This is a genomic window from Pseudomonas sp. HPB0071 (genome assembly GCF_000478505.2).
Taxonomy (GTDB): domain Bacteria; phylum Pseudomonadota; class Gammaproteobacteria; order Pseudomonadales; family Pseudomonadaceae; genus Chryseomonas; species Chryseomonas luteola.
On record NZ_KI517367.1, the window covers coordinates 3455407 to 3467870 of the forward strand.

At 53.2% G+C, this 12464-nt stretch carries 13 protein-coding genes; 11 read left to right on the forward strand and 2 right to left on the reverse strand.

The window, feature by feature from the left end:
• Positions 1–16 precede the first annotated feature (16 nt).
• On the forward strand, positions 17–373 hold the full coding sequence (locus HMPREF1487_RS16085; protein WP_010797738.1) for a PilZ domain-containing protein: 357 nt from the start codon (positions 17–19) through the stop codon (positions 371–373).
• Between the two features lie 59 nt (positions 374–432).
• Complete coding sequence (locus HMPREF1487_RS16090; RefSeq protein WP_010797739.1) at positions 433–1218, forward strand: TatD family hydrolase; 786 nt, start codon at positions 433–435, stop codon at positions 1216–1218.
• Between the two features lie 212 nt (positions 1219–1430).
• Here HMPREF1487_RS16090 and HMPREF1487_RS16095 read toward each other — a convergent pair whose 3' ends face one another.
• Positions 1431–2561 carry an aminotransferase class V-fold PLP-dependent enzyme gene (locus HMPREF1487_RS16095; protein WP_010797740.1) on the reverse strand — a complete coding sequence of 377 codons (1131 nt, stop codon included), beginning with the start codon at positions 2559–2561 and terminating at the stop codon, positions 1431–1433.
• Positions 2562–2727: 166 nt separating this feature from the next.
• Here HMPREF1487_RS16095 and HMPREF1487_RS16100 point away from each other — a divergent pair, with 166 nt between their 5' ends.
• The 4 genes from HMPREF1487_RS16100 (at position 2728) to HMPREF1487_RS16115 (ending at position 5667) form a co-directional block, all read left to right on the forward strand.
• Positions 2728–3369, forward strand: a complete 642-nt coding sequence (locus HMPREF1487_RS16100; protein ID WP_010797741.1) for a TetR/AcrR family transcriptional regulator — start codon at positions 2728–2730, stop codon at positions 3367–3369.
• 78 nt (positions 3370–3447) lie between these two features.
• Complete coding sequence (locus HMPREF1487_RS16105) at positions 3448–4416, forward strand: GTP 3',8-cyclase MoaA (protein ID WP_010797742.1); 969 nt, start codon at positions 3448–3450, stop codon at positions 4414–4416.
• A gap of 72 nt (positions 4417–4488) precedes the next feature.
• A complete protein-coding gene (locus HMPREF1487_RS16110; protein ID WP_010797743.1) occupies positions 4489–5091 on the forward strand; it encodes a DUF4823 domain-containing protein in 603 nt (200 codons plus the stop codon).
• Between the two features lie 9 nt (positions 5092–5100).
• Positions 5101–5667 carry a DUF1285 domain-containing protein gene (locus HMPREF1487_RS16115; protein WP_010797744.1) on the forward strand — a complete coding sequence of 189 codons (567 nt, stop codon included), beginning with the start codon at positions 5101–5103 and terminating at the stop codon, positions 5665–5667.
• A gap of 33 nt (positions 5668–5700) precedes the next feature.
• Here HMPREF1487_RS16115 and HMPREF1487_RS16120 read toward each other — a convergent pair whose 3' ends face one another.
• Entirely contained in the window at positions 5701–7353 is a 1653-nt protein-coding gene (locus HMPREF1487_RS16120; protein ID WP_010797745.1) for an electron transfer flavoprotein-ubiquinone oxidoreductase, read from the reverse strand.
• A 440-nt stretch (positions 7354–7793) separates the two neighbouring features.
• Here HMPREF1487_RS16120 and HMPREF1487_RS16125 point away from each other — a divergent pair, with 440 nt between their 5' ends.
• The 5 genes from HMPREF1487_RS16125 (at position 7794) to HMPREF1487_RS16145 (ending at position 12418) form a co-directional block, all read left to right on the forward strand.
• Positions 7794–8543 (forward strand): electron transfer flavoprotein subunit beta/FixA family protein, encoded by a 750-nt coding sequence (locus tag HMPREF1487_RS16125; protein WP_010797746.1) that lies wholly within the window; start codon positions 7794–7796, stop codon positions 8541–8543.
• On the forward strand, positions 8543–9478 hold the full coding sequence (locus HMPREF1487_RS16130; protein WP_010797747.1) for an electron transfer flavoprotein subunit alpha/FixB family protein: 936 nt from the start codon (positions 8543–8545) through the stop codon (positions 9476–9478). The genes HMPREF1487_RS16125 and HMPREF1487_RS16130 overlap by 1 nt, the downstream gene beginning before the upstream one ends.
• Before the next feature lie 146 nt (positions 9479–9624).
• On the forward strand, positions 9625–9981 hold the full coding sequence (locus HMPREF1487_RS16135; protein ID WP_010797748.1) for a DUF4398 domain-containing protein: 357 nt from the start codon (positions 9625–9627) through the stop codon (positions 9979–9981).
• Complete coding sequence (locus HMPREF1487_RS16140) at positions 9978–10793, forward strand: OmpA family protein (protein WP_010797749.1); 816 nt, start codon at positions 9978–9980, stop codon at positions 10791–10793. Before HMPREF1487_RS16135 ends, HMPREF1487_RS16140 begins: the two co-directional genes overlap by 4 nt.
• 185 nt (positions 10794–10978) lie before the next feature.
• Complete coding sequence (locus tag HMPREF1487_RS16145; RefSeq protein WP_010797750.1) at positions 10979–12418, forward strand: aminotransferase-like domain-containing protein; 1440 nt, start codon at positions 10979–10981, stop codon at positions 12416–12418.
• Positions 12419–12464 lie beyond the last annotated feature (46 nt).

Consider the following 12464-nt stretch of genomic DNA (forward strand, 5'->3'; position numbering starts at 1 on the left):
GGTTGAGTGCTGTCGTATGAGTTTGCCTCCGAATCTGGGTCCTCGAAACGGAATTCTATCCCTTACGATCAAGGACAAATCAGTACTGTATGCCGCCTATATGCCTTTCATCCGTAATGGTGGCCTGTTTATTCCAACAAACAAGTCATACAAGCTAGGGGATGAAGTATTCATGCTGCTCAACCTGATGGATGAGCCTGAAAAAATCCCTGTTGCCGGAAAGGTCGTCTGGATAACGCCCCGGGGCGCACAGGGAAATCGTGCTGCTGGGGTTGGCGTTCAATTCAATGACGGCGATAACACGGCTCGAAACAAGATCGAGACCTATTTGGCGGGTACGCTCAAGTCGGACCGCCCTACGCATACCATGTAATTCTTTCTTTCGTGCAAGCATGGCCTTGCTGAAAGCGCACGTTTTTACCAGGAAAACCCATGAAACTGATCGACTCCCATTGTCATCTAGATCGCCTTGATCTAACGGCTCATAATGGATCGCTGGACGCGGCGCTTGAGGCGGCAAGGGAGAGAGGCGTAGGGCACTTTCTATGCATTGGTGTAAGCGCCGAAAATGCTGCCGATGTGAAGACTGTTGCCGAGCGTTACCCGGACGTGCATTGCTCTGTTGGAATTCATCCATTGGATGTTTCTGCTGAAAAGGAGCCTGCGCTGGAGTGGCTGTTGCGCGAGCTGGATCATCCTCGTGTGGTCGCCATCGGAGAAACCGGGCTGGACTATCATTACGAGCCTGAAAGCGCTGAGCTGCAGAAGCAGTCCTTTCGGTTGCATCTTGAGGCGGGGCGGATTACCGGTAAACCTGTTATTGTGCATACCCGTGAAGCCAGAGCTGACACGTTGGCCTTGCTCAGAGAGGCTGATCTGACTGCGGCAGGAGTATTGCACTGTTTTACCGAGGACTGGGAAATGGCCAAGGCTGCCCTGGACCTGGGTTTTTATATCTCTCTTTCAGGAATCGTGACGTTCCGAAATGCCGAGGCATTGCGTGAAGTGGCTCGTCAGGTGCCAGCCGATCGGCTTCTTGTGGAAACCGATTCGCCTTATCTGGCGCCTATTCCTTATCGTGGCAAACCGAACCTCCCTCAATATGTGCGTGAAGTGGCTGAGTTTTTAGCTTCGGTTCGTGGTGTCGAGCTGGAAGCACTGGCCGAGCAAACTACAGAAAATTTCTACCGGCTCTTTCCTCTGGCAAAAGCTGTATAAAACCAATAGTCAAAAAAAACCCGGTTTTTGCTAACCGGGCCAAGACCATTAGGAGTTTAACGGGATGCACCAATAGCGATGTATCCCACCGATAACGCCTCGGGGGAGTGGCGCTGCCGGTAAGTAGAAGTATTGATCAGCCATGGGGAACATCCAGTCGGGATTGATCATTTTTTAAACAGATTTGGAATAGGCAACCTTTCATTGAGCACTTATCGCGACAGCTTCCGGATGATATCCAGCGTCTCATCCAGTACCTGTTGCGGTGTGTAAAAGTGTGGCGAAAGGCGGATGCCTGCACCGCGTTGAGCGCAGATAATGTTCTCGCGCTTCAGGCCTTCAAAAAGAGTCGTATTGTCTTTGCCATCCAGCGTAAACGTTAGAATGCCAGCTCTGCGATTGGGATCTATCGCACTGTGGACATGAGCGCCGGGAAGTGCTTTCAGTCCTTCAATCAACATGTGCATTCTGGTATGTAATTCCTGCGCAACTTGCACCATGCCTACCTCATCGAGCAATGAGAGACTGGCCTTCAAGGCGACAGCGCCGAGCATGTTGGGGCTACCGCATTCGAAGCGGCGGGCGGTGCGTGCAGGTTTCCATTCTCGACTGTTATAATCACCAGCATTATCGAGCATATGCCAGCCATATTCATTTAGCGTCAGCTGCTCTCTAAGATCACTCCGACAATAAAAAACGCCAAGCCCCTCTGGGCCTAGCATCCATTTATGCCCGTCTGCCATGGCAAAGGCGCACTCGCAGGCTTGTACGTCCAGAGGAAGTGCGCCTAGCTGTTGAATTGCATCAACACACAACAGTACGCCTTTCTGGCGACAGCCCTGGCCTAATTTGACCAAGTCCAGGCGTAGGCCGCTTGCATATTGCACTGCGCTGATCGCCAGCAGGCGTGTCCGGGACGTACAGGCCTCTAGCAGCGCCTGTTCAGGATCTGTCCCAGCCAGATTGACCTCAATGACTTCGACTCCAAAGCGGGACAGTGCCTCCCAAACGATTCGGTTCGATGGGAATTCTTCATTGCTGATGACCACTTGATCGCCGGCCCGCCAGTCCAGACCAAGCGCAACAAATGACAGGGCCTCTGACGTATTCTTGACCAAGGCGATATCTGCCGTGCTGGGCGCGTTAAGCAGCTTCATCAGGTGTGTTCTCAGCTGCTGCTCAATCTCAAGCCAGGCGGGGTAATCCTTGGCTCCCTGGATAACGTTTTCCTGTGCAAACGCCGCTACGGCCTGCGATGCACGCGCTGGCCAAGGCGCTACTGCGGCATGGTTGAGGTAGCGCAGGGTTTCATGATGCGGAAACTCGTTCATCCAGGTGTTCATAAGAGGCTCATCCATACAAAAATATGTATTTTTAGGCATAATGCCGTAATCAATGTGACATCGCCTGTCAGATGCGTATCGTCCATCTCGCGTTGTGCCAGCCGATGGTAATAGCTTCCCCTACCGATACCTTCCGCATTCAGACTCTAAAAAGAAACTTATTTCTATGCAGAAAGAACCTCGAAAGGTCCGTGAATTTCGCCGCCGTGAGCAGGAGATTCTAGACACAGCCCTCAAGCTTTTCCTGGAAGAAGGGGAGGACAGTGTTACTGTAGAGATGATCGCTGACGCGGTCGGGATTGGAAAAGGAACGATTTATAAACATTTCCGATCCAAAGCCGAGATCTATCTTCGCCTGATGCTGGATTACGAGCGAGACCTGGCTTCGCTGTTTCACTCGGAAGACGTGGCACGTGATCGGGAAGCTCTGTCCCGGGACTACTTTGAGTTTCGTATGCGCGACCCTCAGCGCTACAGGCTTTTTGACCGGCTGGAAGAAAAGGTGGTCAAAGCTAATCAGGTTCCTGAGTTGGTCGAACAATTGCATAAGATCAGAGCGTCAAACTTCGATCGTTTGACTCAGCTGATCAAGGGACGAATCGCTGAAGGGAAGCTGGAAGATGTTCCTCCTTATTTTCACTATTGCGCTGCCTGGGCGCTGGTGCACGGGGCGGTAGCCTTGTACCACTCTCCCTTCTGGCGAGATGTCATTGAAGATCAGGACGGATTTTTTCAGTTTCTCATGGACATTGGCGTGCGTATGGGTAACCGCCGTAAGCGAGACACGGAAATACCGGCTTCCCGGTGAAGTCCGAAAGTCTGAGCTTGAATAAATCGTTCTCGACCCAGATATCTTTTTTCTCTGTTAAGCAGTTGGAGTTCAAGCATGATCGTTGACCGTCAGGGTCGAGCCTTTCGCAACCTACGGATCAGCTTAACCGCTGCATGCAATTATGCATGTACATATTGTGTTCCCAATGGGAAACGCCTCGTAGCGGCTCAAGATGAGTTATCGGCTGATGCCATGGCTCGTGGTGTTGAATACCTTATTGAGGCTGCAGGCATCGAGCGTCTGCGTATTACTGGTGGTGAGCCACTGGTCACTCCCAAGTTCGAGCCTTTCTTGCAGGCGGTTTCCGCCTTAAAGCTCAAAGACATTAGTCTTACCACTAACGGCCAGCTGCTGGCTAAAAAGCTGCCCATCATCATCGACAACGGGGTTCGCCGTCTGAACGTCTCTCTGGATACGCTCGATGCGGAAGCCTTCCCTGTACTCGCGCGGGGAGGCGACCTGAAGACGGTGCTTGCAGGTCTTGAAGAAGCCCGTCAGGCAGGACTTAAAATCAAGGTCAATATGGTCCCATTGCGTGGCCAGAATCTTGATCAGATATTGCCGCTGCTCGAATACTGTCTCGAGCGCGGCTTCGAGTTACGGTTTATCGAGCTGATGAGGATGGGGCATCTCGCGCGTGATCCCAACGGCTTCCAGCAGCAGTTCGTACGGTTGGCAGAGCTTTTAGAGATCATCGGTGCGGTCCATCCCTTTGTACAGGCTGATGCGCCTGTAGACGCCACTGCCTTGCGTTATCAGGTAGAGGGTGGGGGCTACTTCGGCGTTATTGCGAATGAAAGCGTACCTTTCTGCCGTAGCTGTTCGCGTCTACGCTTGTCTTCAACAGGTTGGCTGCATGGCTGCTTGTCATCCAGTAATCGCCACTTTGTTGGTGATTTGCTGGACAAGCCCCGTCATCTAGCGCTTCCGGCGCTACAGCGGTTGCTGGTCAAGGCCTTGGGCGATAAGCAGGACGTTGCGTTCTCTGGTGGTGTAACGGTGATGAAGATCATCGGGGGCTAGCGTATAGATTGGCCTGGAAACTGCTAGACGCGTGTCAGCGCCGGTTTTTCGTCGCCGGTTCAGGAGAAAGAGATGCGTCGTTTCCTCGCCATTTGTGCGATTGTATTGTTGTCCGGTTGTATGAATGTCAGTGATATGGCTGCTGGTACTACCTATCATCTAAGGGATGCTGGGTTTCTTGACTACAGCCATACACAGCGATTGAACAACTTCCGGTTGCAGCCGGACTCTTATATCTATATCGCACAAGGTGCGTTCGTGCCGCCAGGGCATCCATACGCCAGGCCCAATGTCGTAGCGGAACAGGCCTTCAATGGTTTCGTGGAATATTTTCCGCGGATACGGCGTGCCAAAGGGCCCGTTGGGTTGGATGAAGCCATACTCGAGGCACGTAACCTAGGGGCTCACTATCTGCTGTATACCCGCTTTGCAGCCGCTGATGATGCCATTGGCAACTGGCAGGAGTGGGAGGATCAGGAAGCGCTGGATCGAGTAGGTCGGGACCGCAGTGTGGTTCAGGTCATGCTGATCGAAACGGCAACTTATTATCTGGTCGATACGGCCCGTATTCGCAGCCGGGGCGGTTTCCTGACATTTTACAATGAGAAACCCGAAGACCTGCTAGCGCCTCCGCTTGCGGAGTATGCTCAGCATCTGTTGGGTTTGACGCGATAAGGAGTGCTCATGAGTGAGTCGCATAAGGTTGATGACCTGATCGCCCAGTTACCGAACGGGGAGGGTAAGGCATTGCCGCCGGTTCATTCATGGAATCCCCCCTTCTGCGGCGATATCGACATGCGTATCGCGCGCGATGGCACTTGGTTTTACCAAGGCTCTGCTATAAATCGACCTGCCATGGTCCGGCTGTTTTCAACCATCCTGCGTAAGGATGAGCAAGGCTATGTGTTAGTGACGCCTGTTGAAAAGGTAGGTATTCAGGTTGAGGATGCTCCCTTTGTGGCCATTGATTGTGATGTACAAGGTCAAAGGCAAAATCAGGTTTTGTGCTTTACAACCCAAGTAGGCGATACGGTGGAAGCCAATGCTGATCATCCCCTGCGCGTGGTCATTGATCCTAGTACGCAAGAGCCTTCGCCATACGTGCTTGTAAGGGATAGCCTCGAAGCCTTGATTCATCGCAATGTCTTCTATCGGCTCGTCGAATGTATGTCGCTGGAACATTATGAGGGGGTGATGTGGCAGGGCCTATGGAGTGGCGGGGCGTTTTTCCCGGTGGCTCGGCATGACTGAAATAAGAAAGGGCTCCCTGGGGAGCCCTTTTTGTTACATGTTAGGGTAGTTGGGGCCGCCAGTGCCTTCTGGCGGTACCCAGGTGATGTTTTGGGAAGGATCCTTGATATCACACGTCTTACAATGCACGCAGTTTTGGGCATTGATCTGGAAGCGTTTCTCGCCGTCTTCCTGCGTCACAACTTCGTATACACCAGCAGGGCAATAACGCTGCGCAGGCTCGTCGTAGAGCGGAAGGTTGCGGTCGATCGGAATGGACGGGTCCTTGAGCTTCAGGTGAACAGGTTGGTCCTCTTCATGGTTGGTATTGGAGAGAAACACCGAGGACAGTTTGTCGAAGCTGATTTTGCCATCAGGCTTGGGATAATCGATCCGTTTGGATTCAGACGCCTTTTTCAGGCAGGCATAATCAGGCGTTGTGTCATGCAGCGTAACGGGTAACTTGCCGCCAAACAGGTTCTGCTCGATAAAATTAAAGGCGTTGCCCTTTATTGCTCCATATTTGTGGATGGCAGCGCCGAAGTTGCGGCTCTTGTAGAGCTCCTCGTACACCCAACTGTTCTTAAACGTATCCAGATAACGGGTCAGCTCATCAGCTTCACGCCCGGCTACCAGGGCTTCGGCAATGGCTTCAGCGGCCAGCATACCGGTTTTCATCGCCGTGTGGCTGCCCTTGATCTTCGAGAAGTTGAGCGTACCGCCGTCACAACCGATCAATGCACCGCCTGGGAACGCCAGTTTGGGAAGTGAGTTCAGGCCGCCCTTAGTGATGGCGCGAGCGCCATAAGATACACGCTTGCCGCCCTCCAGATATTGCTTGATTACCGGGTGATGCTTGTAGCGCTGAAATTCATCAAAGGGCGAGAGGTAAGGGTTGCTGTAGGACAGATCCACGATCAGGCCCACTACGACCTGGTTGTTTTCCAGGTGATAGAGGAATGAGCCACCCGGGTTATCATCGTCTAGCGGCCAGCCTGCTGTATGCACAACAAGGCCCTGCTCATGCTTGGCAGGGTCGACATCCCAGATTTCCTTGATGCCTATCGCGTAGTGCTGCACATCGGCATGGGCGCCCAGGTTGAAACGCTGGCTCAATTGCTTGCCAATATGCCCACGACTACCTTCGGCGAATAGGGTGTATTTGGCACGTAGTTCCATGCCGGGCGTGTAGTAGCCTTCCTTGGGGTTTCCTTCGCGGTCTACGCCCAGGTCGCCGGTTACGATACCGCGCACAATGCCGTTCTCATCAATCAGGGCTTCCTGCGCAGCGAAGCCTGGATAGATTTCTACACCTAGTCCTTCAGCCTGCTGGGCTAGCCAGCGGCACAGATTCCCAAGGGAAATGATGTAATTGCCTTGGTTGTGCATGGTCTTGGGGACAAGAAAGTCAGGCAGCTTCCTGGCACGTTCGGGGTCCTTGAGCAGGTAGATATCGTCGCGCTTGACTGGCGTATTCAGCGGGGCACCCAGTTCCTTCCAGTTAGGGAACAGTTCATCGAGTGCGCGCGGCTCGAACACGGCGCCAGAGAGAATATGAGCACCGACCTCGGAGCCTTTCTCTACAACGCAGACGCTGATTTCCTGACCGGTCTCAGCCGCCTTTTGCTTCAATCGGCAGGCAGCGGAAAGGCCTGCCGGGCCGGCGCCGACAATAACAACGTCGAACTCCATAAATTCGCGTTCCACGGACAGTCTCCTCAAGGCATTGATGCTAGTTATATTTTGGCGGCTGTAATAAAGAAAAACATTATATAGGGGTCTTTCCAGAGGTCCAATACAAACGTTTGTTTGAATTTTCTCTCGGACTGGTACATTCTGCTTGTGCTGCCTCCAGAAGCGGCTAGGGTTATGTCGGGTAACTGCCTGTTTGCATTATGGCTTGGTTAAAAAAGCGTTCGGACGGCCTTTGCTAAAGGCAAGTACCCTTTAACTGTGATGCCTTTAGCCTATCGCATTTCCTTCTGGCAGCACGCCGACTTGCCTTGGAGCGTTGACCCTCTCGACTGATGCAGTCAACATACGGCGGTTAATGGTTATTTGTAAGCCGAGAGCCGTTATTTGGTCGATTCGATCGGCTAGGCCTGCCTGGCTACCCTATTTATTCACTACAGAATAATGAGGAACTCATGAAGGTTCTTGTAGCTGTAAAAAGAGTGGTGGACTACAACGTCAAGGTCCGCGTCAAACCCGATAACTCCGGTGTTGACCTGGCCAACGTCAAGATGTCCATGAACCCCTTCTGTGAGATCGCCGTTGAAGAAGCGGTGCGCCTGAAGGAAAAAGGTATCGCTACCGAAATCGTTGCCGTGTCTGTAGGCCCAACCGCTGCGCAGGAGCAACTGCGTACGGCGTTGGCTCTGGGAGCGGACCGTGCCGTTCTGGTCGAGACCAATGAAGAGTTGAGCTCGCTGGCGATTGCGAAGCTGCTCAAGGCGGTTGTCGACAAGGAACAACCCCAGCTGGTTATCATGGGCAAGCAGGCTATTGACAGTGATAACAACCAGACGGGTCAGATGCTGGGTGCACTGACCGGCTTTGCCCAAGGGACCTTCGCTTCCAAGGTCGAGCGTGATGGCGACGTATTGAACGTGACCCGCGAAATCGATGGAGGGCTGCAGACCGTTGCTCTGAACCTGCCTGCTATCGTGACCACTGACCTGCGCTTGAACGAGCCGCGTTATGCCTCGCTGCCAAACATCATGAAGGCCAAGAAAAAGCCACTGGATGTCTTAACGCCGGACGCTCTGGGTGTTAGCACGGCTTCGACTGTCAAGACGCTGAAGGTGGAAGCACCGGCTGGCCGTCAGGCAGGTATCAAGGTGAAGTCGGTTGCTGAACTGGTCGAAAAACTCAAGAACGAAGCGAAGGTGATCTGATGGCTATTCTGGTCATTGCCGAACACAGTAATGCTGCGCTCAATGGCGCAACGCTCAATACCGTGGCTGCAGCCAAAGCCATCGGTGGTGATATTCATGTTCTGATCGCCGGTCAGAGCTGCGGTGGTGCGGCTGAAGCTGCTGCCAAAGCCGAGGGCGTTTCCAAGGTGTTGGTTGCCGATAATGCTGCTTACGCCTACCAGTTGCCAGAAAACGTGGCGCCGTTGGTTGTTGAGCTGGTTAAAGGCAATGGGTACACCCACGTACTATCGCCAGCCGGTTCGAACGGCAAGAATTTCATGCCACGTATTGCTGCGCTACTAGACGTGGATCAGATTTCCGAGATCATTTCGGTAGAAAGTCCGGATACCTTCAAGCGGCCCATCTATGCCGGTAATGCGATTGCAACCGTGCAGTCATCCGCTCCGGTAAAAGTTATTACCGTGCGCGCTACTGGTTTTGATCCGGTTGCTGCCGAAGGTGGTTCTGCCGCTATCGAAGCGGTTTCTTCCGTACAGGATGCAGGTATTTCCCGCTTCGTGAACGAAGAATTGGCCACGACAGGTCGCCCGGACTTGGGCGCTGCGAAAGTGGTGGTATCGGGCGGTCGTGGTTTGCAGAACGGTGATAATTTCAAGATTCTGTACTCCCTGGCAGACAAGCTGGGTGCTGCCGTAGGCGCTTCTCGCGCAGCGGTGGACGCAGGCTTCGTACCCAATGACATGCAGGTTGGTCAAACAGGCAAGATCGTTGCGCCGCAGTTGTACATTGCGGTAGGCATCTCCGGTGCGATTCAGCACCTGGCTGGTATGAAAGACTCGAAAGTCATTGTGGCCATCAACAAGGATGAAGAGGCGCCAATCTTCCAGGTGGCTGATTATGGACTGGTAGGTGACCTGTTCGAGTTAATCCCTGAGCTTGAAAAGTCGATATAAGCAATAACCTCCTAAAAACCCGTTCGATCGAGCGGGTTTTTTATTGGGTAGATTTTTGTTGACGGACAAATGCCTTTCAACATGACAAAATTCTGGTTTTAGGCAGCGTCATAGAGCTGTCGCCTGACTCTGCAGGAAACCAGATAGTGAAAAAATCTTATTGTTGGGCAGCTTCTGTTTTGGCCCTGTTGCTTGCCGGGTGCGCCAACGATCCCGCACCATCCGAGCAAATGAAACTGACCACCCAGGCATTCGACCAAGCCCATGACATTGGGGCGGATGACTCCATTCCTGAATACAGCCTCGCCAACGACAAGCTTGAACGGGCCCGAAAAGCCATGCGGGTTGAAGATTACAAAAAAGCTCGTGTATTGGCGGAACAGGCTGAACTCGACGCTCGCCTGGCCGAGGCCAAGGTGCTCAATAACAAGAGCCAGACACATGTGGATGAACTCAACAAGCAGATCGCCCGATTACAAAAGCGTTTGGAGAGTACGCCATGATACGTTCGGTACTGTCGGTGGCTGGACTTGCGCTGGCGTTTTCAATGATCACAGGGTGTACGAGCAGCAGCACCATTACTCGGCAGGCGTTACAGGACGCCAAATCCAGGTATGCCACGGTCAAGACTGATTCCGACGTGCTGCGTAGCGCACCCAAGGATGTAAAAAGAGCCGAGGAAACCCTGGACAAGGCGGAGCAGCTGGCTGGCTATTGGGGAAGCAGCAAAGATGTACGCCACTTTGCCTACCTGAGCCAACGCTACAGCGATATCGCCCGAGAGCATGCAAGCCTTCGCTTGAGCCAGGACAAGGCGACCCAATTACAACTGCAGATCGAACGCCTGCAATTGCAGTTGCGGGAAAAAGAACTCCGTTCTGCACGAGAGCGTAACGTATGGCTTACCGATCAGCTGTTTAACCTGGGTACGACTCAGACAGAGCGCGGTCTCGTCATGACGCTGGGCGATGTGTTGTTTGCTCCGGGACGATCACAACTCAATCCAACGGCTAATGAAACGGTTCTCAAGCTTGCCCAGTTTCTTCAAATCAACCCCAAGCGGGAGATCCGAATCGAAGGCTACACGGATAACTCCGGTGATGAGGATCGCAATCTTTCCCTCTCCAAACAGCGTGCCCATGCCGTCGCCAGGGCCTTGAGTGCATTAGGTGTAGAGGCAGGCCGCCTTCAGGTCATTGGATATGGCGAGGATTATCCGGTGACATCCAACGGGACGGCCGAGGGCCGCGCCAAAAATCGCCGAGTCGAAGTGGTGTTTTCTGACGAAAACGGTAATTTCATACCGGCACGTTGAGCGTAAACGGCAGGTTTAAACGGCCCGCCTGTCGCGCTCATGCTTAAAAGCGGCATCCCTTGTTTCATTGCCGACTGATTATCCGTTAGCACTGGCTGTATTGTCCTAAATTTACCAAGCTGTACCGGTGCAATCTGGTAAGACGATGCTACTGTTTCGGTTCAGTGACCAAGGGAATGCGTGCCATGACGAATCTGTTGCTCTATCAACGTATCGCTCATCAGTTGGCTGAAGATATTCGCCGGGGTGTCTACCAACCGGGCGAGCGCGTTCCCTCTGTTCGCAAGATGAGTCAGCAGTTGGGCGTCAGTCACGCAAGTGTTTTACAAGCTTATGCCACACTGGAAGACCAAGGGCTTATCCGGGCTCGTCCCCAGTCAGGGTTTTACGTACACCAGACGCCTGCCTTGACAGCGCCTACACCTGAAATCGGCAGGGTAGAGCGGCCAACCCTGGTCACTCGCGGTGACATTATCAATCAAGTGCTTCTGGAGTCCCGACGAGATGACGTGGTTCCTTTCGGGGCTGCCATTCCTAATGTGGATTTTCTACCTATCCGGGCCCTGCATCAGCAGATCAGCAAGGTGACGCGCTTTCACAGTCAGCGTGCGTTCAGCTATATGTACAGCCCGGGTTACGAGCCCTTGCGCCGCCAGGTTGCGATCCGTATGCGGGATGCCGGGGTCTCGGTAGCGCCTTCTGAGGTTGTTATTACCCATGGCTGTGTGGATGCCTTGCAGATGTCCCTGCGTGTGCTGACCAAACCAGGTGATCTGATCGCTACCGAATCGCCTACCTATTACGGCTTGCTGCAATTGGCTGATGTGCTAGGTCTCAAGGTGGTCGAGATTCCCTGTGACCCACAGACCGGTCTAAGCGTAGAGGCATTGCAGCTGGCCGCGCGGCAGTGGCCTGTAAAGGCGCTGGTCATGACCTCCCGGCTGAGCAATCCCCTAGGCAGTACAATGCCTGAGGCGCGTCAAAAGCAGCTGCTAAGGCTTGCCAATGAGCGAGACTTCATGATCATTGAGGACGATATCTACGGTGAATTGTTCTATGAGGTCGGTGCGACGAAGGCGTTGAAAGCCCATGATCGGAACGGCAGGGTGGTCTATTGTTCAAGTTTTTCCAAGACGATCTCACCTGGTGTGCGTATCGGTTGGGTCATTGCCAATCAATACCAGTCGGACATTCAGCGCTTACAGACCTTTACCACCCACTCTGCCTGTAGTCTCACGCAAATGGGTGTAGCGGCTTATCTTGAAAATGGCGGGTATGACCGTCATCTACGCTCCATCAGGCAGGAATACCGCAAGAATATGACGGCGTGGCAGCTAGCCGTTCAACAGTACTTCCCTGAGGGAACCCAAATGAGCCGACCTATCGGCGGCTTCATTCTATGGGTGAGCCTTCCAGCCAGGGTCAATACGAAGGATCTCCACCTCCGAGCGTTGCAGGAGGGCATCAGCATTGCGCCAGGCATTATTTTCAGCAATACGGATCAATTCAACAATTGTATTCGGCTCAATTGCGGGATGGCGTGGAATCGACAAACCGAGCGCGCTTTGATGACGATTGGAATACTGGCCAATCAGCTCTGCCAAGAGGCTCAGGTAGCTGCTTAACGGTGTGAACTCGTTCGCCATTTTGTGAGTCTGTTTACATTAGGCG

Bases quoted from the DNA above. Each gene is read 5' to 3' on its own strand.
- HMPREF1487_RS16105 (WP_010797742.1), top strand. From the start codon at position 3,448: ATGATCGTTGACCGTCAGGGTCGAGCCTTTCGCAACCTACGGATCAGC.
- HMPREF1487_RS16085 (WP_010797738.1), top strand. From the start codon at position 17: ATGAGTTTGCCTCCGAATCTGGGTCCTCGAAACGGAATTCTATCCCTT.
- HMPREF1487_RS16090 (WP_010797739.1), top strand. From the start codon at position 433: ATGAAACTGATCGACTCCCATTGTCATCTAGATCGCCTTGATCTAACG.
- HMPREF1487_RS16115 (WP_010797744.1), top strand. From the start codon at position 5,101: ATGAGTGAGTCGCATAAGGTTGATGACCTGATCGCCCAGTTACCGAAC.
- HMPREF1487_RS16140 (WP_010797749.1), top strand. From the start codon at position 9,978: ATGATACGTTCGGTACTGTCGGTGGCTGGACTTGCGCTGGCGTTTTCA.
- HMPREF1487_RS16095 (WP_010797740.1), bottom strand. From the start codon at position 2,561: ATGAACACCTGGATGAACGAGTTTCCGCATCATGAAACCCTGCGCTAC.
- HMPREF1487_RS16130 (WP_010797747.1), top strand. From the start codon at position 8,543: ATGGCTATTCTGGTCATTGCCGAACACAGTAATGCTGCGCTCAATGGC.
- HMPREF1487_RS16110 (WP_010797743.1), top strand. From the start codon at position 4,489: ATGCGTCGTTTCCTCGCCATTTGTGCGATTGTATTGTTGTCCGGTTGT.
- HMPREF1487_RS16125 (WP_010797746.1), top strand. From the start codon at position 7,794: ATGAAGGTTCTTGTAGCTGTAAAAAGAGTGGTGGACTACAACGTCAAG.
- HMPREF1487_RS16145 (WP_010797750.1), top strand. From the start codon at position 10,979: ATGACGAATCTGTTGCTCTATCAACGTATCGCTCATCAGTTGGCTGAA.
- HMPREF1487_RS16100 (WP_010797741.1), top strand. From the start codon at position 2,728: ATGCAGAAAGAACCTCGAAAGGTCCGTGAATTTCGCCGCCGTGAGCAG.